The following is a 19,228-nucleotide window of genomic DNA, read 5'->3' on the forward strand; positions in this document are numbered from 1 at the left end:
ACAAGATGATGTATAATATACTTTGAAAAAGTGAATATATTGTACGAAAGGGGAAAACTATGAAAAAAAGTTTGTCAGCTACTATAGGCGTGCTGCTTACAATGGTGCTTGTAGCTATCATGGGGCTTTCTGTTCCGAGTGTTTCCAAGGCTGCTGAGACCACATTTTCTGGTACTGTTTCCGATAAGACGACTTCAGAAATTTTATATCTGACCACTAGCGGTGGAACAATGGAGATAAAACTTGACAGCAATACTACCATAAGCGGTACAAAGCTTGTACTTCCCGGAACTACTATCAGTTGTTCCTGTTATAGAGGAAGCGATGAGTATTGGCATGTATCTTCCATATCAGGATCAAGTCAGGTTGGTAAAGTTACATTAGATGCTTCTACAAAGGCTACTGTTACAGGAAGCATAGCAAAGGGAACATCTGAAGAGCTTTTGTATCTGGTTGTTGATAACGGAACAATGCAGATCAAAATGGACGACGATACAGACCTTGATGATGTGACAATGCTTATCATTGGTAAGAAGGTAAAGGTTGTTGTTGAAAGAGGTTCTGATGCTTATATGCATGCGATTTCAATCGCAGATGCGGGCAGCAGTTCTTCATCTTCTTCATCTACAACAACGACTACCACATCAAGTTCTACATCTTCAGGAAGCACTGTTTCAGGTACAGTTGAGAAAGGAACTACAGCTTCAATCCTGTATCTTTCAACATCCGCAGGAACTATGGAATTTGTTTTAGATCTTGGTACTGATGCGAGTGCATGCAGAGTTCTTTTACCGGGACAGAAGATTTCAGTAAGCTTCTACAGAGGATCTGATGCATGGAATCATACATCAAAGCTTGTAAATAATTCAGACACTGCTTCATCAACAGCTACTCTTGATTCATCAACTCAGGCTACTATAACAGGTACTGTTGATGATGATACTGATGAAGGAACACTTCACCTTGATACAAATGATGGAGTCATGGAAATAAGACTTGATTCCAATACAAACTTCTCAAAGTGTCCTGTACTTCTTCTTAATAAGAGCGTTACAGTTGTTGCACAAAGAGGAAGCGATGCATATTATCATGCAGTAACAATTACATCTAACTATTAATAAAGAAAGAGCAATGACCGTTTATTGATCATTGCTCTTATTTTTATTGTGCAGTCCAGCGTCCGCTTGCTCCGCAAGGAAGGACGAGACCATTTCCTTTTACAGGAAGTCCTATTTCATTTGCCTCTACAGTACCTTTGTGAATAGGATCAAGAACTGTGTGAAGCATATAAGAAAGAACTGCAGGCTGTAATCCTGTTGTGTAAGAGTTAATAAGGAAGAAAAGAGGATCATCTGAAAGCAGTTTTGAGGAAAGCTGTATAAATGGGAAAACAGATTCTTCAATTTTCCAGATTTCACCCTTTGGGCCTCTTCCATATGAAGGAGGATCCATTATGATTCCGTCGTATTTATTACCTCTTCTTATTTCTCTTTCTACAAACTTAACACAGTCATCAACAAGGTATCTGATAGGTGCATCTGATAAGCCTGAAGAAGCAGCATTTTCTTTTGCCCAGGCGACCATTCCCTTGGCTGCGTCTACGTGTGTTACACTTGCTCCGGCCTTGGCAGCTGAAATAGTAGCACCGCCTGTATAAGCGAACAGATTAAGAACTTTGATTGGTCTGTTTGCTTCTTTTATTAATGAAGAGAACCAGTCCCAGTTAGTAGCCTGCTCAGGGAAAAGACCTGTGTGCTTGAAGCTAAATGGCTTAAGATTAAATGTAAGTTCCTTATAATTAATAGTCCATTCTTCAGGAAGTTTATGAAACTCCCATTCGCCGCCGCCTTTATTGCTTCTATGATAATGTCCGTTTGGCTTTTTCCATCCAAAATGTTTTTTCTCTGTATTCCAGATAACCTGAGGATCAGGACGAACAAGGAGGTAATCTCCCCATCTTTCAAGCTTCTCACCGCTTGAAGTGTCCAGAACTTCATAGTCTTTCCAACCATCTGCAATCCACATATTATAATGCCTTTCTTCTATATATTAATTTGCAATGCATACAACATGCATTTATAGTCTCTATGCTCGAAACATTGTATGTTACTGTTCAGTTCCTGACCAGTAACAAAGCAATTTTGCAATTAAATCGCTTCGCGATGGGCAAAATTGCCACATGAATCACTTTTTTACGCAGCCCAGCAGCACAGTGCTGGCTGCTGAATGAATAGTAATCATTGTACTACAGCGATCAGTTTTTCGTCATCATAATAGCATAAGAGATTAAAAAACATCAAGAAAAACAGTCAAAAAAGGTGGATTTTGCGATAAAAGTGATTAATTTTAAAAAAGTGGTTGCAATATAAAATAAAATGCTTTATAGTAACATATGCTGTGACATGATAGCTATGAAGCGTGAGGTTGCTGCTTTATCCAGTTAAGCAGGTTTTCCGTGGAGCGAATGTCTAGAGGCCAGTTGCTTTGGCCAACCAAACTGACGACAAGTCACTGTACAGTTAATTCAATGTCTGCCGACTAACCCAAGGCAGAAACGACGTGTAGGAATCCAGGGCCTTATTATGTATTTGAGGTTAGGACACACACGGGAGAGTGTACAGTCACCGCTTGTCGTACTTCATTAAAAGTGCGAAAAGGAGGCGACTTTTTTTATGGCAAATCAGGTAATGAGAATTACACTTAAGGCATATGATCATCAGCTTGTTGATGCATCTGCCAAGAAGATTATCGAGACAGTCAAGAAGAACGGTTCTCAGGTAAGTGGACCAGTACCTCTTCCTACAAAGAAGGAAGTTGTTACTATTCTTAGAGCGGTTCACAAGTACAAAGATTCTAGAGAACAGTTCGAGCAGAGAACACATAAGAGACTTATCGATATCATCACACCTACATCAAAGACAGTTGAGGCTCTTCAGAGACTCGAGATGCCAGCAGGTGTAAACATAAACATCAAGATGAAATAATTAAAATTGATTCACCTCTACTAGTATGATGCGAGACGCATGATGCCGTGACTAACTGGATAATTGACACAAAGGTGCAATTTAAGCGACATTGCGAACGAAACAAGCATCCGCTGTAGACGTAATAAGGAGGTAAAACAAACATGAAGAAGGCTATTTTAGCTACAAAAGTTGGAATGACTCAGATCTTCAAGGAAGACGGTTCATTAGTACCTGTAACTGTTCTTCAGGCAGGTCCATGCGTAGTAACACAGGTTAAGACTGTTGAGAACGATGGTTACAGCGCTGTTCAGGTTGGTTTTGTTGACAAGAAGGAAAAAGTTGTTAACAAGGACAAGAACGGAAGCAAGACAATTTACCACCGTCACGGTGCTACAAAGGCTGAGCAGGGACATTTCAAAAAGGCTGGAGTTTCTTGCAAGAGATATGTAAGAGAGTTCAAGCTTGAGAACGCAGCTGAGTATGCACTTGGTGCTGAGATCAAGGCTGATATCTTTGCTGAAGGCGACAAGATTGATGCTACAGCAATATCAAAGGGAAAAGGATTCCAGGGTGCTATTAAGAAAAACGGTCAGCACAGAGGACCTATGGCACACGGTTCTAAGTTCCACCGTCATCAGGGTTCTAATGGTTCAAGTTCAGATCCTAGCCGCGTATTTAAGGGCAAGGGAATGCCTGGTCACATGGGCAGCGTAAAGGTAACAGTTCAGAATCTTGAGGTAGTAAGAGTAGATGCTGACAAGAATCTTATTCTTGTTAAGGGTGCTATTCCAGGACCTAAGAAGGGACTTGTTACTATCAAGGAAACAGTTAAAGTGGTAGGCTAATAGAACGCGAAAGGAGGACCATACAGATGGCTAATGTATCTGTTTATAATATGGAAGGCAAAGAAGTTGGCAAAATCGATTTAAGCGATGCTATCTTCGGAGTTGAAGTAAATGAACATCTCGTACACATGGCAGTTCTTCAGCAGCTCGCTGATAAGCGCCAGGGTACACAGAAAGCAAAAACACGTTCTGAAGTTTCCGGAGGCGGAAGAAAGCCTTGGAGACAGAAGGGAACCGGTCATGCAAGACAGGGTTCTATCAGAGCTCCTCAGTGGAAGGGCGGCGGAGTTGTATTCGCTCCAGTTCCAAGAGATTATTCTTTCAAGATGAACAAGAAGGAAAAGAGAGCTGCTCTTAAGTCTGCACTTACAGACAAGGCTCAGGCAGGCAACATCATCGTTGTTGATGAGCTCAAGTTTGATGAGATCAAGACAAAGAGATTTGCAGAGGTTATGAACAACCTTAAGGCAACACGTAAGGCTCTTGTAGTACTTGCTGATAACGACAAGAACGTAGTTCTTTCAGCTAGAAATCTTGTTGAGGCAAATACAACACTTACAAATACACTTAATGTATATGATATCGTAAACGCTAGAACACTCGTCCTTACAAAGGATGCAGTTGCTAAGATAGAGGAGGTGTATTGCTAATGGCAGCATTACAGTATTATGACGTAATCCTTAAGCCAGTTCTTACAGAGAAGAGCATGGCTGGCATGAGCGAGAAGAAGTACACTTTCCTTGTTAATCCTGAAGCTAACAAGACACAGATCAAGGAAGCTGTAGAGAAGATGTTCGAAGGTGCTAAGGTTGCTAAAGTTAACACAATCAATGCAGCTGGTAAGATGAAGAGACGTGGAATGACAGTCGGATTCACAGCTAAGACAAAGAAAGCAATCGTACAGCTTACAGAAGATAGCAAGGACATCGAAATCTTCCAGGGACTCTAATTTAGATAATGATGATTATACGTGCGAATCCAATACAGAGTCCGGGATTCAAGTGATAAATCACTAGTCACGTGATAAAGAAAAAGGAGAAAAAATCATGGGAATTAAGAAATACGGCCCATATACCCCATCCAGAAGAAACATGACTGGATCTGATTTCTCAGAGATTACAAAAGCAACTCCAGAGAAGTCACTTGTTGTTTCAAAGAACAGCAAAGCTGGTCGTAACAACCAGGGTAAGATCACTGTTAGACATCGTGGATGCGGCGGCAGAGTTAAGTACAGAATCATTGATTTCAAGAGAAATAAGGACGATATGCCTGCAAAGGTTATCGGAATTGAGTATGATCCTAACAGATCAGCTAATATTGCACTTATTCAGTACGAGGATGGCACAAAGGCTTATATCCTTGCACCTAACGGTTTAACTGATGGAATGACAGTTATGAACGGAGCAGGCGCTGAAATTCGTGTTGGTAACTGCCTCCCACTTTCAGAGATTCCTGTCGGTGAAAACGTACACAACATTGAGCTTTATCCTGGAAAGGGCGGCCAGATGGTTCGTTCAGCAGGAAACGCTGCACAGCTCATGGCTAAAGAAGGAAAGTATGCAACACTTCGTCTTCCTTCAGGCGAAATGAGAATGGTTCCTATCGAGTGCAGAGCAACAATCGGTGTTGTAGGAAATGGTGATCACAACCTTATTAACTATGGTAAGGCCGGAAGAATTCGTCACATGGGTATCCGCCCAACAGTTCGTGGTTCTGTTATGAACCCTAATGACCATCCACACGGTGGTGGTGAAGGAAGAGCTCCTATCGGACGTTCTGGTCCTAGCACACCTTGGGGTAAGCCAGCTCTTGGTTATAAGACACGTAAGGCTAAGAAGGCTTCTAACAAGCTCATCGTAAGAAGAAGAAACGGTAAAGCCATCAAATAAGGAGGAATAAAATGTCTAGATCACTTAAAAAGGGACCTTTTGCAGACGCAAGCCTGCTTAAGAAGATAGATGCTATGAACGCTGAGGGCCAGAAGCAGATAGTTAAGACATGGTCACGTCGTTCTACAATTTTCCCGTCTTTTGTTGGACACACAATCGCTGTTCATGACGGAAGAAAGCATATTCCTGTATATGTTACTGAAGATATGGTTGGACACAAGCTCGGTGAGTTTGTTCCTACAAGAACATTCAGAGGACATGCTGGAAATTCTCCCGCTGAGAGAAAGAGCAGCATAAACTAATTATTCGTTCGATGAAAGGAGGAAATTTCCATGGAAATGGAGATCAAGCATAGATCAAAGATTAAAAGAGAAAGAAATCGTGACAATAAAGAAACAAGACCTTTTGCAAAGTTATCTTACGCAAGAATACCAGTTCAGAAGGCATGCTTTGTCATGGATGCTATCAGAGGAAAGGATGTTGAGACTGCACTTGCAATCCTTCAGTACAATCCTAGATATGCTTCAAGCGTAATCTACAAGCTCCTTAACAGTGCTGTAGCAAACGCTGAGAACAACAAAGGTATGAACAGATCAAACCTCTACATTGCTGAGTGTACAGCTAGCAACGGCCCTATCATGAAGAGAATTCAGCCTAGAGCACAGGGCAGAGCGTACAGAATCAACAAGAGAATGAGTCATCTGACTGTTATTTTGGACGAAAGATAATTGAAAGGAGAACCTAAGAATGGGACAGAAAGTTAATCCTCATGGCCTCAGAGTTGGTGTTATCGCTGACTGGGATTCCAAGTGGTATGCTGAATCTGGCGATTTCGCCAATAATCTTGTAGAAGATTATAATATCAGAAAATTTCTGAAGAAGAAGTTATATGCAGCTGGTGTTTCAAAGATTGAGATCGAGAGAGCATCAGATAGAGTTAAGGTTATCGTTTACACAGCTAAGCCTGGTGTTGTAATTGGTAAGGGCGGCGCTGAAATCGAGGTAACTAAGAAAGAGCTTTCAAAGCTTACAGACAAGAAAGTTCTTGTTGATATTAAAGAAATCAAGAAGCCTGATAAGGATGCACAGCTTGTTGCAGAGAATATCGCTCAGCAGCTTGAGAACCGTGTATCATTCAGAAGAGCTATGAAGTCATGCATGAGCAGAACAATGAAGACAGATGCACTTGGTATCAAGGCATGCTGCTCAGGTCGTCTTGGCGGCGCTGATATCGCTCGTTCAGAGTTCTACAGCGAGGGAACTATTCCTCTTCAGACACTCAGAGCAGATATCGATTACGGTTTTGCTGAAGCAGATACAACCTACGGTAAGGTTGGTGTAAAGGTATGGATCTACAAGGGTGAAGTACTTCCAACTAAAGCAGGTGAGAGTTCAGATAAGGAAGGGAGCGATAAATAATGTTAATGCCAAAGAGAGTTAAGCACCGCAAGCAGTTCCGCGGTTCAATGGCTCATAAAATTACTCGTGGTACCACAATCACTTATGGTGAGTATGGAATTGTTGCGCTTGAGCCTTGCTGGATCAATTCAAACCAGATTGAGGCAGCCCGTGTAGCTATGACACGTTTCATCAAGCGTGGTGGTCAGGTTTGGATCAAAATCTTCCCTGACAAGCCTATCACTTTGAAGCCACTTGGAACTCGTATGGGTTCTGGTAAGGGCGCAGTTGATAGATGGGTAGCTGTTGTTAAGCCAGGTCGTGTAATGTTCGAAATCGGCGGAGTTGCCGAGGCCGATGCAAGAGAAGCACTTCGTCTTGCAACACATAAACTTCCTTGCAAGTGCAAGATCGTTTCAAAGGCTGATTTGGAAGGCGGTGTATCTAATGAAAACTAATAAGTATGTAGAAGAGCTTCTGGCAAAGTCTGCTGATGAACTTCAGACAGAGCTTGTTTCAGCTAAAAAGGAACTTTTCAACTTAAAATTCCAGAACGCTACAAACCAGTTGGATAATACAGCAAGAATTAAAGAAGTAAGAAGAAATATTGCAAGAATCCAGACTGTAATCACACAGAATGCAAAGGCAGCTAACTAAGCACTTTGTTTAATCTAAAAGGAGAAAAGATCGTGGAAAGAAATTTAAGAAAAACGCGTGTTGGTAAAGTAACAAGCGATAAGATGGACAAGACCATCACAGTTTCCATTGAGGACCATGTTAAGCATCCTCTTTACAAGAAGATCGTAAAGAGAACATATAAGCTTAAGGCTCATGACGAGAACAATGAGTGCCGTATTGGTGACACAGTTAAGGTCATGGAGACAAAGCCTATCTCCAAAGATAAGAGATGGAGACTTGTATCCATTATTGAACGTGCAAAGTAATTCGAAAAAAGGAGAAATATCATGATTCAGCAGGAAAGTAGACTGAAGGTCGCTGATAACACTGGTGCTAAAGAGCTCCTTACAATTCGTGTTATGGGTGGATCTACAAGAAGATATGCGAGAATCGGCGACACAATCGTTGCTTCTGTTAAAGAAGCAACACCCGGTGGAGTTGTAAAGAAGGGTGATGTAGTTAAAGCTGTTGTCGTTCGTACAGTAAAAGAGACACGTCGTAAGGACGGTTCCTACATCAGATTTGATGAGAACGCTGCTGTTGTTATCAATGAAGATGGTACGCCTAAGGGAACACGTATTTTTGGACCCGTAGCTAGAGAGCTTCGTGAGAAGAAATTCATGAAGATCCTTTCTCTTGCTCCGGAAGTATTATAAGGAGGCGCCCAGATGTCAACAAGTAAGATTAAGAAGGGTGATATGGTTAAAGTTATCGCCGGAAGAGAAATCGATAAAGAAGGAAAGGTTCTTTCTGTTGATACTAAGAACGGAAAGGTCGTTGTTGAGGGCCTTAACAAGGTTACAAAGCACGAGAAGCCTTCTGCTAAGAATCCTAATGGCGGTATTGTAGAGCGTGAAGCTGCTCTTGATATCTCAAACGTTGTGTATCTTCATAACGGACAGCCTACCAAGATCGGATTCAAGGTTGAAAAGGATGAGAATGGTAAGGTTGTAAAGAAAAACCGCATCGCTAAAAAGACTGGTGAGGTTATCGACTAATTTAGGAAGGAGGTATTAAGCGTTGAGTAGATATAAAGATTTATACAAGAACGAGATCGTTGATGCAATGACAAAGAAGTTCGGTTACAAGAATGTAATGGAAGTTCCAAAGCTTGACAAGATCGTTATCAATATGGCAGTTGGTGAAGCAAAAGAGAATGCTAAGCTTCTTGAGAATGCTGCTAACGATATGGCTATTATTTCAGGTCAGAAGCCTGTTTACACAAAGGCTAAGAAGTCAATCGCTAACTTCAAATTAAGAGAGGGTATGCCAATTGGATGTAAGGTTACTCTTCGTGGCGACAAGATGTACGATTTCCTTGATCGTCTCGTAAACCTTGCTCTTCCTCGTGTACGTGACTTCAGAGGAATCAACCCTAACTCTTTCGATGGAAGAGGAAACTATGCTCTTGGTATCAAAGAGCAGCTTATCTTCCCTGAAATCGAGTATGATAAGATTGACAAGACAAGAGGTATGGACATTATTTTCACAACAACAGCAAAGACAGATGAAGAGGCTCGTGAGCTTCTTACACTGTTCAATATGCCTTTTGCAAAGTAATTAAGGAGGAAATAGGACAAGATGGCTAAATTATCCATGAAGTTGAAACAGCAGATGAAACCAAAGTTCTCTACACGTGCTTACAATCGTTGTAAGATCTGTGGTCGTCCTCATGCTTACCTTAGAAAATACGGAATCTGCAGAATTTGTTTCCGTGAACTTGCATACAAGGGCGAGATCCCAGGTGTTCGTAAGGCATCTTGGTAAGCTGTGAAAACTTGGCGAAGTACTAATGAGCCTAGTTTGAGCGTGTTCTGGCGAGGATGTTAATCCGAGAGCAGAACTTCGTTTGCTGATATGGTGGTCCGGGATGGGGACCACGAAATATTAAAATGATTCCATTGCGGCTTCGTGTCTCTGCTCAATTTGGGGAGTAGTAAGGCGAAGCAAGAATAATTAAGGAGGCAATTATAAAATGGCAATGAATGATCCTATTGCAGATATGCTTACAAGAATTCGTAATGCAAATACTGCTAAGCATGACACAGTTGATGTTCCTTCATCAAAGATGAAGCTTGCAATTGCAAACATTCTTCTTGAAGAAGGTTATATTAAGAAGCTTGATGTTGTAGAAGATGGTGTATTCAAGACTCTTCACATCACTCTTAAGTACGGTGCTGACAGAAACGATAAAGTTATCACAGGTCTTAAGAGAATCTCAAAGCCTGGTCTTCGTGTATACGCAGGCAAGGATGAGCTTCCTAGAGTATTAGGCGGACTTGGTATTGCAATCATTTCTACAAACCAGGGCGTTGTAACTGATAAAAAAGCAAGAGAGCTCCAGGTTGGTGGCGAAGTTCTTGCATTCATTTGGTAAATTGGAGGTACGGGCATGTCACGAATCGGAAAAATGCCAATCGCAATTCCTGCAGGCGTAACTGTAGAGGTTGCAGAAAATAATAAGGTGACTGTAAAGGGACCTAAGGGTACTCTTACAAGAGTTTTCCCAGCTGAGATTATCTTCTCACAGGAAGACGGACAGATCGAGGTTAAGAGACCTGACGATCAGAAGAAGACTAGAGCTTTACATGGTCTTTCAAGAAGCCTTCTTAACAACATGGTTATTGGTGTTACAGATGGCTACGAAAAGAAGCTTGAGGTTAACGGTGTAGGTTACAGAGCTGCTAAGAATGGTAAGACACTCTCTCTGACACTTGGTTATTCTCACCCTGTAGAACTTGTTGATCCAGAAGGAATTGAGACAGTTGTTGAGGGTCAGGTAATTACAGTTAAGGGAATTGATAAGGAAGCAGTTGGACAGCACGCTGCAATCATCAGAGAAAAGAGAGCTCCAGAGCCATATAAGGGCAAGGGTATCAAGTACGCTGATGAGGTTATCAGACGTAAAGTTGGTAAGACTGGTAAGAAATAATTAAGATAAGGAGAGTGCAAAATGGTTAGTAAGGAATCAAGATCAAAAATTCGTGCTAAAAAGCACATGAGGATTCGTAATCGTTTCAGCGGCACAGCTGAAAGACCACGTCTCGCAGTTTTTAGAAGCAATAATCATGTATATGCACAGGTTATTGATGATGTAGCCGGCAAAACAATTGTATCTGCTTCAACTCTTGAGAAAGATATCAAGGCTGAGCTTAAAAATACAGATGACATTGATGCTGCTTCAAAGGTAGGAAGCGTTGTTGCTCAGAGAGCAATGGAAAAGGGTATCAAAGCCGTTGTATTTGACAGAGGTGGATATATCTACCACGGCAAGGTAAAAGCACTTGCTGATGCTGCCAGAGAAGCTGGCCTGGAATTCTAAGAAGGGAGAAAACACATAATGAAGCGTACAATCGTAGATGCTAGTCAGCTCGAATTGACAGATAAAGTTGTAACCATCAAACGTGTTACAAAGGTTGTTAAGGGTGGACGTAACATGAAGTTCACAGCACTTGTTGTAGTTGGTGACAACAATGGACACGTTGGTGTTGGTCTGGGCAAATCAACAGAAATCCCAGATGCTATCCGTAAGGGTAAGGAAGATGCTACAAAGAACCTTATTACTGTTCCTCTTGATGAGAACAACAGTATTACACATGATTTCGTAGGTAAGTTCGGTTCAGCCGAAGTATTACTTAAGAGATCTCCAGAAGGTACTGGTATCATCGCTGGTGGTCCTGCTCGTTCCGTATGTGAGCTTGCTGGAATCAGAAATATCAGAACTAAGTCACTTGGTTCAAACAACAAGCAGAACGTTGTTTATGCTACAATCAATGGTCTTGCTCAGTTAAAGACACCTGAAGAAGTTGCAGCAAAGCGCGGTAAGTCAGTTTCAGAAGTAACCGCATAATAGGAGGAAGAGTGATGGCAAGCGAGAAGAAACTTAAAATCACATTGGTTAAGTCCACAATCGGTGCTGTACCTAAGCAGGTAGCAACAGTAAAATCAATGGGATTCAAGAAACTTAACAGTTCTGTTGAACTTCCTGACAACTCAGCTACTAGAGGTCAGATTCAGCAGATCAGACACCTTGTTAAGGTTGAAGAGATCTAATAAGGAAAACGAAACATAAAATGTAACTGGAGCTGTATTACGTACGCGCGAGTGGTGTATAATGATTATATGCTGCGCATAGCGGTATAAGCTCCAGTATTTATAAGGAGGAATATCATGGAATTATCCAACTTAAGACCTGCTGAAGGTTCAGTTCAGAGCGATAATTTTAGAAGAGGCCGTGGACATGGTTCAGGAAACGGCAAGACTGCTGGTAAGGGACACAAGGGTCAGAAGGCTCGTTCAGGAGCTCCAAGACTTGGTTTCGAAGGTGGTCAGATGCCACTTTTCAGAAGACTTCCTAAGAGAGGCTTCAAGAACATCAATCGTAAGAACATCGTAGGTATCAATGTAAGCGCACTTGAAGTATTCGAGAACGGAGCAGTTGTTGACGTTCAGGCACTTAAGGATATGGGCATCATTAAGAAAGAGCTTGATGGTGTAAAGATTCTTGGAAATGGCGAATTTACTAAGAAGCTTACGGTTAAGGCTAATGCTTTCAGCGCATCAGCTAAAGAAAAAATCGAGGCACTTGGTGGAACAACAGAGGTGATCTAATGTTTAAGTCCCTAATGAATGCATTAAAAGTAAAAGAAATTCGTTTGAAAATTCTATTTACTCTTGCAATGCTAGCCCTGATCAGACTTGGTTCTGCAATTCCAGTACCTGGAATGAATACATCAGTATTTAGAAATTGGTTTCAGGGTTTGACAGAGAGTGATGCATTTGGCTTTATGGATCGATTTACCGGTGGATCATTTGAGAACATGTCAATTTTGGCACTCAATATCACACCATACATTACATCTTCTATTATCATTCAGCTTCTCACAATTGCTATTCCTAAGTTTGAGGAGTGGCAGAGAGATGGTGAAGATGGAAGAAAGAAGCTTACAGCTCTTACAAGATATATAACTGTAGCTTTAGCTCTTATCGAATCCATCGCGATGTCAATCGGATTCTACAGAAATACAGGCTTCTTAACATCACAGTCTATTTTCCTTGTAGTTCAGATTGTAGCAGCACTCACAGCTGGTAGTGCATTCCTGATGTGGATTGGTGAAAGAATCACAGAAAATGGGGTTGGAAACGGTATATCAATAGTTCTGACTATCAACATTCTTTCAAGAATGCCGTCAGATATTAGCTCACTTTTCGGTCAGTTTGTGAGCGGAAAGCCTATTGCAAGGGGAGTAGTATCAGCAATTGTTATTATTGCAGTTATTATTGCAATGGTAGTATTGGTCGTTCTTCTTAATGGTGCTGAGCGCAGAATTCCTGTTCAGTATGCTAAGAAGATCCAGGGAAGAAAAACTTACGGTGGAAGCCGTTCAGAGATTCCTCTCAAGGTCAATACAGCAGGCGTTATGCCTATCATTTTTGCAATGTCACTCTTCCAGTTCCCTATCATTATCAGTCAGCTCGTTGGCTATAATGGTTCAGGTTTCTGGGGACAGTTTATTGCATATTTAAACCAGAGTAACTGGTGCAATCCTAACCATTGGAATTATTCAATTGGTTTGGTTGTTTACATTTTACTGCTTATCTTTTTTGCATATTTCTACACATCAATCACTTTCAATCCGATTGAGATTGCAGATAATATGAAAAAGCAGGGCGGATTTATTCCTGGAATCAGACCAGGTAAGCCTACAAGTGATTATCTTACAAGCATTTTGAACTATATCATTTTCATTGGAGCATGTGGTCTTACAATCATTGGTGTATTACCTATCTTCTTTAATGGTATGTTCGGTGCAAGTGTTTCCTTTGGTGGAACAAGCCTTATCATCGTGGTAAGTGTTATCTTAGAGACAATCAAGCAGATTGAATCTCAGATGCTTGTACGTAATTACAAAGGATTCCTGGAAGATTAATTGGTAACTTAAAAGAGGTCGCAGGGGAGCATATGCGCCCTTGCTGCCTCTTATTTGTCTTTAATCAGAAAATAATGATATCATTTAACATAAAAAGAGGGTCATGGTATGAAGATAATAATGTTGGGCGCACCAGGCGCAGGAAAAGGCACACAGGCTCAGATGATCGCGGATAAGTTCAATATTCCACACATCTCAACCGGTGACATCTTTAGGGCAAATATTAAAAATGGAACAGAACTTGGTAAGAAGGCAAAAGAATTTATGGATAAGGGACAGCTTGTTCCTGATGAACTTACAGTTCAGCTCCTTCTTGACAGAGTAGCAAATGATGATTGCAAGAATGGATATGTACTTGATGGTTTTCCACGTACAATTCCTCAGGCAGATGTACTTGACAGTGAGCTTACAAAGCTTGGTGATAAAGTTGATTTTGCCATTAACGTAGATGTTCCTGATGAGAACATTGTTCGCAGAATGTCAGGCAGAAGAGCTTGCCTTAAGTGCGGTGCAACTTATCATATTGAGCATATCCCACCAAAGAAAGAAGGAATATGTGATAAATGTGGAAGTGAGTTAGTTCAGAGAGAAGACGACAAGCCTGAAACAGTACAGAACAGATTGTCAGTTTACCATGAGCAGACTCAGCCGCTTATCGATTACTATGATAAGAAGAATATTCTTAAGACTGTTGACGGTACAAAGGATATGCAGGAAGTATTTAGCAATATCGTAGGTATTTTGAATGCGTAAAGTTATTACAATTAAGACTGATGAAGAAATTGAGCTTATGAGGCAGTCCGGACAGAGACTTGCAAAAGTGCATGAGGCACTTCATGCTGCGCTTAAACCCGGAATTTCTACATTGGAACTTGATCAGATTGGAGAAGATACTATCCGTTCTCTTGGTGGAATACCTAATTGCAAAAACTACGAAGGTTTTCCGGCTTCCGTGTGTATTTCTGTGAATGATGAAGTTGTTCATGGAATTCCTAGTGCTGATAGGATCCTGCAGGAGGGTGACATTGTTACCTTTGATACAGGACTTATATATAAAGGGTATCATTCTGATGCTGCCAGAACATGGGGCGTTGGTAAGATAAGTGATGAAGCACAAAAACTTATTGATGTTACAAGAGAGAGCTTCTTTGAAGGGATAAAAAAGGCCAAAGCCGGACATAGGCTGCATGAAATATCAAGAGCAATTGATGACTATATAAAACCATATGGATATGGTATAGTAAGAGAGCTTACAGGTCATGGAATTGGTACTAGCCTTCATGAAGAACCAATGGTACCTAATTATAAAAAGTTGTTGCCCGGGGTAAAACTAAAGAAAGGCATGACAATATGTGTTGAACCTATGATAACCATGGGGGAGAGATATGTTGGATGGCTTGATGATGATTGGACAGTGGTAACTGTAGACGGTTCCCTGGCTGCACATTATGAAAACACTATCGCTATAACAGATGGCGAACCAGAGATATTAACTATTATTTGATAGTAAAGGATAGGAGGAAAGAAATGTCTAAGGCTGATGTAATTGAAATTGAAGGAAAGGTTATTGAGAAGCTTCCTAACACAATGTTCCAGGTTGAGCTTGAGAATGGTCATGTTGTTCTTGCTCATATCAGTGGAAAGCTTCGTCAGAACTTCATCAGAATCTTACCTGGTGATAAGGTAACTCTTGAACTTTCACCATATGACCTTACAAAAGGAAGAATTATTTGGAGAGACAAATAATTTTGAAATTGTCCGTGGCAAATGTGCCACGGATTTTTTTATTTTTTTGCCTTTTTTGCCACTTGTTTTTCTCCTTCGTATAAATAATCAGAAAACAAAAATCACTCATGAAAGGAGGATAACAATATGGTAAGTTTAATAGCAAAGGCATTTATAGTTGCAATGTTTGTATGTGAGGTTATCCTCGTGTTAAAAATATGCTAGTCAATGATAATAATGTCCGATTTTACTGCCTCCCGCGGTAACATATAATGGCATTGTCGAGAAGACAATGTCATTTTTTTAGTTGATTTTCAAGAAAACGGGAGGTTACACAAATGAAAAAAAGAGTTGTATCAGTTTTTATGGCACTGGCAATGGGACTTTCTATTGTTGCATGTGGAGTAACAGCACCAGAAGCACCTGCTGCAGAACCAGTAGCTGAGCAGAAAGAAGAAACTGCAGCTGAGCAGACTAAGGCACCTGAAGCAGTTACACCTGCTGCAGATGCTATCACACTTGTTATGGCAGAGGTAAACCCTCTTGATACCATAGTAGGTATGACAGATCAGAAGTTTAAAGAAGAAGTAGAAGCTAGATCTAACGGATCAATCATTATTGATCTTCAGGCTAGTGGTGTTCTTGGTTCAGAGAACGATGTTCTTGACACAATGCTTGGCGGTGGCGGAACAATTGATATGTCCAGAATTTCAGCTTTCGCTCTTACAAGCTATGGCGGACAGAAGTCAATGCTTCTTTCACTTCCTTATATCTTTACAAGCCGTGATCATTTCTGGAATTTTGCTACATCAGACCTTGCACAGGAATTCCTTCAGGAGCCTTCAGAGAACGGTAGCGGTGTAAGAGGTCTTTTCTACGGAGAAGAAGGATTCCGTCATTTCTTTACAGTTAATGAAATAAAAGATATCAATTCATTCAAGGGAATGAAACTTCGTGTTTCAAATGACCCTATCATGAATGGTCTTGTAGAAGGGCTTGGAGCATCTCCTACAGTAGTAAGCTTTGGTGAGCTTTATTCAGCACTTCAGACAGGAGTTGTAGATGGCGCTGAACAGCCAATCGCAAACTACAAGTCTAATGCTTTCCCTGAAGTCGCTCCTTATATGATCCTTGATGGACACACTCTTGGTGCTATTCAGGTAATCATCACAGATGAAGCTTGGAATAAGCTTTCTGCTGAACAGCAGCAGGTTCTTGTTGATGCAGGTAAGGCTGCTTCTGAGTACAACCGCTCAATTTCAGAGGAAAAAGAGAATGCTGTATTAGAAGAACTTAAGGCTGATGGAGTTACAATCATTGAGGTTGAAGATATCACACCTTGGCAGGAAGCAGTTAAGCCTGTAATTGAGGAAAACATTAAAGGTCTTGAAGATTATTACCAGAAGTTAGTTGATATGAAGTAATAAATATAAAGGGGAAATATGGAATCTTTTTTTAAAACAGTTGATAGTATTAAGCCTTTATATGATGTGACATACAAGATTATGCTTGTGATATGTAAGATTCTTCTTGTGGCAGACATCATTATCACAAGTATGAGCGTTTTTGGCAGATATATTCCTTTTATCCCGGATCCATCCTGGACAGAAGAAATCGTTCTTACACTGATGGCATATATGGCAGTTTTATCTGCAGCCCTTGCCATCAGGAGGGGCGCTCATATCAGAATGACAGCCCTTGACAGATATCTTCCAACCAAACTCATTAAAATACTGGATTTGTTATCAGATGTATGCATCATGTTTTTGGCTTTTGTAATGCTTATAGTTGGATGGCAGTATGCTTCTACAATTGGAAGTAAGGGCGTATATGTTTCTCTTCCTAAGTTATCAAGATTTTGGATGTATTTTCCAATTCCTGTGGCTGGTCTTGCAATGATCATTTTTGAACTTGAAGCAATTTACAACCACATCAAGGGATTTTTTGTAAAGGAGGAGAAAAACTGATGACTGCTAATTCTACAGCAATTGCTATATTGCTAATTAGCTTTCTGGTCATGATCTTTTTGAGATTCCAGATAGCGTATGCAGTAGCATTATCCTCAATCCTTTGCCTTTTGTATCAGGGACTTCCTCTTACAACTGTTTGTCAGCAGATGGTAAAAGGAATAAGTTCTTTTTCGCTCATGGCAGTTCCGTTCTTTATAACTATGGGCTGCATCATGGGAAGCGGAGGAATTTCTGAAAAGCTGATTGCTTTGGCCGATGCCTGTGTAGGCTGGATGACCGGTGGTATGGCCATGGTAAACATAGTTGCTTCCTATTTCTTTGGAGGTATTTCGGGTTCTGCAGCTGCAGATACTGCCTCCCTTGGAAGTATTTTGATCCCTATGATGGTTGATCAGGGATATGACGATGACTTTTCAACTGCGGTAACAATTACTTCATCTTGCGAAGGTTTGCTGGTTCCTCCCAGTCATAATATGGTCATTTATGCGATGAGCGCAGGTGGAGTCTCCGTAGGAAGCCTGTTTTTGGCAGGTTACATTCCCGGAGCACTTCTTGCAGCTTCACTTATGATAGGCTCTTACATTATTTCTAAAAGACGTCACTATCCAAAAGGAGAAGCATTTAGCATAAAGAAATTTGGAAAACAGCTCGGAATATCTTTCTGGGCCCTTGCCGCAGTAGTTATCGTTGTAGTCGGTGTTGTTGGAGGTCTTTTCACAGCTACAGAGTCTGCAGCTGTTGCAGTAATCTACAGCCTTATAGTCAGTGTATTTATCTATAGGGGGCTTGATCTTAAGGGAGTATGGAAAACTCTTGAGCAGTGCGTTGATACACTTTCAATAGTTCTTATCCTTATTTCAACATCAAGCATTTTTGGTTATTGCCTTACAACCCTTCACGTACCTGATCTTGCAGCTAATGCAATCATAGGACTTACAAGAAATCCAATACTGATCGCGCTTTTATTGAACTTAATTCTGTTGGTACTTGGATGTATCATGGATATGGCACCGATCATTTTGATCGCAACACCTATTCTTTTACCTATTGCTACATCAATTGGAATTAATCCGATACAGTTCGGCATAATGATCATATTAAACTGCGGTATTGGACTTCTGACACCACCTGTTGGAGCAGTTCTTTTCATAGGATCTGCGGTTGGCAAGGTAAAGATGGAAAAAGTTGTAAAGGCTACATTGCCATTCTATCTATGTATGATAGTGGTTCTTTTACTGCTTACCTTTATTCCAGAGATCAGTATGTTCCTGCCGAATCTGCTTATGAAATGATCGTTATTTGAAAGGCTTTTTATGGAGTATAGATATACTTGTGATGTTAAAACTGCAGACATATGGAAAATGGCTATGCGCCGTACCTACAAGTCATTTGTTGGCATAATAAACCTTGTGTTTACGGTTGCGATGATTCTTTTGACTATCAGATTCTGGGGCGCTTCTTCAGGATTTATAAGAAGTCTCATGATTTTTGGATGCATTCTTTTTCCTGTGATCCAGCCTCTTGCAACATATGGTATGAGCGCAAAGCAGCTTGAAAATCTGCCCAAAGACATGGTACTGACATTTAATGATAAGGGCGTTTTGGTGGAAACCGGCGGCAGATTTGAGAGTATTAAGTGGAAAAATATATCAAATGCCATAAAAAGAAATAATATGATCATTGTAATGTCAGATGACAGACATGGATATATGATTACTGACAGAGTCTTGGGCAAAGAAAAAGACTTATTTTTCAATTACCTTTGCTCAAAAATAACAGCTTAGTTTGAATAGTTTTTTTAAAGAGGCGGCGCTATAATTATTACAA

General features: G+C 40.7%; 31 protein-coding genes. 30 read left to right on the forward strand and 1 reads right to left on the reverse strand.

The window, feature by feature from the left end:
- The first annotated feature begins 59 nt into the window (after positions 1–59).
- A complete protein-coding gene (locus C4S54_RS14480) occupies positions 60–1,118 on the forward strand; it encodes a hypothetical protein (RefSeq protein ID WP_103870152.1) in 1,059 nt (352 codons plus the stop codon).
- A gap of 43 nt (positions 1,119–1,161) precedes the next feature.
- Here the strand turns inward: C4S54_RS14480 and C4S54_RS14485 are convergent, their stop codons facing one another.
- Entirely contained in the window at positions 1,162–2,025 is an 864-nt protein-coding gene (locus tag C4S54_RS14485) for a class I SAM-dependent methyltransferase (protein ID WP_103870153.1), read from the reverse strand.
- Positions 2,026–2,672: 647 nt separating this feature from the next.
- Between C4S54_RS14485 and rpsJ the strand changes: the two genes are divergently transcribed.
- The 29 genes from rpsJ (at position 2,673) to C4S54_RS14630 (ending at position 19,185) form a co-directional block, all read left to right on the forward strand.
- Positions 2,673–2,984: a 30S ribosomal protein S10 gene (gene rpsJ / locus C4S54_RS14490; RefSeq protein ID WP_013279995.1), complete on the forward strand. Its 312-nt coding sequence runs from the start codon at positions 2,673–2,675 to the stop codon at positions 2,982–2,984.
- 143 nt (positions 2,985–3,127) lie between these two features.
- Entirely contained in the window at positions 3,128–3,811 is a 684-nt protein-coding gene (rplC, locus tag C4S54_RS14495) for a 50S ribosomal protein L3 (protein WP_022772925.1), read from the forward strand.
- A gap of 26 nt (positions 3,812–3,837) precedes the next feature.
- A complete protein-coding gene (gene rplD / locus C4S54_RS14500) occupies positions 3,838–4,461 on the forward strand; it encodes a 50S ribosomal protein L4 (RefSeq protein WP_022772926.1) in 624 nt (207 codons plus the stop codon).
- Complete coding sequence (gene rplW / locus C4S54_RS14505; protein WP_022772927.1) at positions 4,461–4,760, forward strand: 50S ribosomal protein L23; 300 nt, start codon at positions 4,461–4,463, stop codon at positions 4,758–4,760. The genes rplD and rplW overlap by 1 nt, the downstream gene beginning before the upstream one ends.
- 97 nt (positions 4,761–4,857) lie before the next feature.
- Entirely contained in the window at positions 4,858–5,700 is an 843-nt protein-coding gene (rplB, locus tag C4S54_RS14510) for a 50S ribosomal protein L2 (protein WP_022772929.1), read from the forward strand.
- An 11-nt stretch (positions 5,701–5,711) separates the two neighbouring features.
- Complete coding sequence (rpsS, locus tag C4S54_RS14515; protein WP_022772930.1) at positions 5,712–6,002, forward strand: 30S ribosomal protein S19; 291 nt, start codon at positions 5,712–5,714, stop codon at positions 6,000–6,002.
- 36 nt (positions 6,003–6,038) lie between these two features.
- Positions 6,039–6,428, forward strand: a complete 390-nt coding sequence (gene rplV, locus C4S54_RS14520) for a 50S ribosomal protein L22 (RefSeq protein ID WP_026663744.1) — start codon at positions 6,039–6,041, stop codon at positions 6,426–6,428.
- A gap of 19 nt (positions 6,429–6,447) precedes the next feature.
- The gene (gene rpsC, locus C4S54_RS14525) at positions 6,448–7,119 is read left to right on the forward strand and encodes a 30S ribosomal protein S3 (protein ID WP_022772933.1); all 672 of its coding nucleotides are present in this window, start codon (positions 6,448–6,450) and stop codon (positions 7,117–7,119) included.
- Positions 7,119–7,556 (forward strand): 50S ribosomal protein L16, encoded by a 438-nt coding sequence (gene rplP / locus C4S54_RS14530; RefSeq protein ID WP_022772934.1) that lies wholly within the window; start codon positions 7,119–7,121, stop codon positions 7,554–7,556. The genes rpsC and rplP overlap by 1 nt, the downstream gene beginning before the upstream one ends.
- On the forward strand, positions 7,546–7,755 hold the full coding sequence (rpmC, locus tag C4S54_RS14535; protein ID WP_022772935.1) for a 50S ribosomal protein L29: 210 nt from the start codon (positions 7,546–7,548) through the stop codon (positions 7,753–7,755). Before rplP ends, rpmC begins: the two co-directional genes overlap by 11 nt.
- A 32-nt stretch (positions 7,756–7,787) precedes the next feature.
- On the forward strand, positions 7,788–8,042 hold the full coding sequence (gene rpsQ, locus C4S54_RS14540) for a 30S ribosomal protein S17 (protein ID WP_013280005.1): 255 nt from the start codon (positions 7,788–7,790) through the stop codon (positions 8,040–8,042).
- Between the two features lie 21 nt (positions 8,043–8,063).
- Positions 8,064–8,432 carry a 50S ribosomal protein L14 gene (gene rplN / locus C4S54_RS14545; protein WP_013280006.1) on the forward strand — a complete coding sequence of 123 codons (369 nt, stop codon included), beginning with the start codon at positions 8,064–8,066 and terminating at the stop codon, positions 8,430–8,432.
- A 12-nt stretch (positions 8,433–8,444) separates the two neighbouring features.
- Positions 8,445–8,774: a 50S ribosomal protein L24 gene (gene rplX / locus C4S54_RS14550; RefSeq protein WP_022772937.1), complete on the forward strand. Its 330-nt coding sequence runs from the start codon at positions 8,445–8,447 to the stop codon at positions 8,772–8,774.
- Between the two features lie 22 nt (positions 8,775–8,796).
- Positions 8,797–9,336, forward strand: a complete 540-nt coding sequence (gene rplE / locus C4S54_RS14555; RefSeq protein ID WP_022772938.1) for a 50S ribosomal protein L5 — start codon at positions 8,797–8,799, stop codon at positions 9,334–9,336.
- Between the two features lie 21 nt (positions 9,337–9,357).
- The gene (locus C4S54_RS14560; RefSeq protein WP_022764364.1) at positions 9,358–9,543 is read left to right on the forward strand and encodes a type Z 30S ribosomal protein S14; all 186 of its coding nucleotides are present in this window, start codon (positions 9,358–9,360) and stop codon (positions 9,541–9,543) included.
- A 208-nt stretch (positions 9,544–9,751) separates the two neighbouring features.
- Positions 9,752–10,153: a 30S ribosomal protein S8 gene (gene rpsH, locus C4S54_RS14565; RefSeq protein ID WP_022772940.1), complete on the forward strand. Its 402-nt coding sequence runs from the start codon at positions 9,752–9,754 to the stop codon at positions 10,151–10,153.
- A 15-nt stretch (positions 10,154–10,168) separates the two neighbouring features.
- Entirely contained in the window at positions 10,169–10,708 is a 540-nt protein-coding gene (gene rplF, locus C4S54_RS14570) for a 50S ribosomal protein L6 (protein WP_103870154.1), read from the forward strand.
- A gap of 21 nt (positions 10,709–10,729) precedes the next feature.
- Complete coding sequence (gene rplR, locus C4S54_RS14575) at positions 10,730–11,098, forward strand: 50S ribosomal protein L18 (RefSeq protein WP_022772942.1); 369 nt, start codon at positions 10,730–10,732, stop codon at positions 11,096–11,098.
- Positions 11,099–11,116: 18 nt separating this feature from the next.
- A complete protein-coding gene (rpsE, locus tag C4S54_RS14580; protein ID WP_022772944.1) occupies positions 11,117–11,626 on the forward strand; it encodes a 30S ribosomal protein S5 in 510 nt (169 codons plus the stop codon).
- A 14-nt stretch (positions 11,627–11,640) separates the two neighbouring features.
- A complete protein-coding gene (gene rpmD / locus C4S54_RS14585; protein ID WP_022764368.1) occupies positions 11,641–11,829 on the forward strand; it encodes a 50S ribosomal protein L30 in 189 nt (62 codons plus the stop codon).
- Positions 11,830–11,946: 117 nt separating this feature from the next.
- Positions 11,947–12,387, forward strand: a complete 441-nt coding sequence (gene rplO / locus C4S54_RS14590) for a 50S ribosomal protein L15 (RefSeq protein WP_103870155.1) — start codon at positions 11,947–11,949, stop codon at positions 12,385–12,387.
- Positions 12,387–13,706, forward strand: coding sequence for a preprotein translocase subunit SecY (gene secY / locus C4S54_RS14595; protein ID WP_022772947.1), 1,320 nt, complete (start codon positions 12,387–12,389; stop codon positions 13,704–13,706). The genes rplO and secY overlap by 1 nt, the downstream gene beginning before the upstream one ends.
- 108 nt (positions 13,707–13,814) lie before the next feature.
- On the forward strand, positions 13,815–14,459 hold the full coding sequence (locus tag C4S54_RS14600) for an adenylate kinase (RefSeq protein WP_022772948.1): 645 nt from the start codon (positions 13,815–13,817) through the stop codon (positions 14,457–14,459).
- Entirely contained in the window at positions 14,452–15,210 is a 759-nt protein-coding gene (gene map, locus C4S54_RS14605) for a type I methionyl aminopeptidase (protein ID WP_103870156.1), read from the forward strand. The genes C4S54_RS14600 and map overlap by 8 nt, the downstream gene beginning before the upstream one ends.
- 23 nt (positions 15,211–15,233) lie before the next feature.
- Positions 15,234–15,452 (forward strand): translation initiation factor IF-1, encoded by a 219-nt coding sequence (gene infA / locus C4S54_RS14610; protein ID WP_013280019.1) that lies wholly within the window; start codon positions 15,234–15,236, stop codon positions 15,450–15,452.
- Between the two features lie 317 nt (positions 15,453–15,769).
- Complete coding sequence (locus C4S54_RS14615) at positions 15,770–16,855, forward strand: TRAP transporter substrate-binding protein (RefSeq protein ID WP_103870157.1); 1,086 nt, start codon at positions 15,770–15,772, stop codon at positions 16,853–16,855.
- Between the two features lie 18 nt (positions 16,856–16,873).
- Positions 16,874–17,398, forward strand: a complete 525-nt coding sequence (locus C4S54_RS14620; RefSeq protein WP_022772952.1) for a TRAP transporter small permease — start codon at positions 16,874–16,876, stop codon at positions 17,396–17,398.
- Positions 17,398–18,693: a TRAP transporter large permease gene (locus C4S54_RS14625; protein ID WP_103870158.1), complete on the forward strand. Its 1,296-nt coding sequence runs from the start codon at positions 17,398–17,400 to the stop codon at positions 18,691–18,693. Before C4S54_RS14620 ends, C4S54_RS14625 begins: the two co-directional genes overlap by 1 nt.
- 21 nt (positions 18,694–18,714) lie before the next feature.
- The gene (locus tag C4S54_RS14630) at positions 18,715–19,185 is read left to right on the forward strand and encodes a YcxB family protein (RefSeq protein WP_103870159.1); all 471 of its coding nucleotides are present in this window, start codon (positions 18,715–18,717) and stop codon (positions 19,183–19,185) included.
- Positions 19,186–19,228 lie beyond the last annotated feature (43 nt).

Origin of the sequence: Butyrivibrio sp. Su6, from assembly GCF_900108105.1 — a bacterium.
In the GTDB taxonomy this organism is placed as follows: domain Bacteria; phylum Bacillota; class Clostridia; order Lachnospirales; family Lachnospiraceae; genus Butyrivibrio.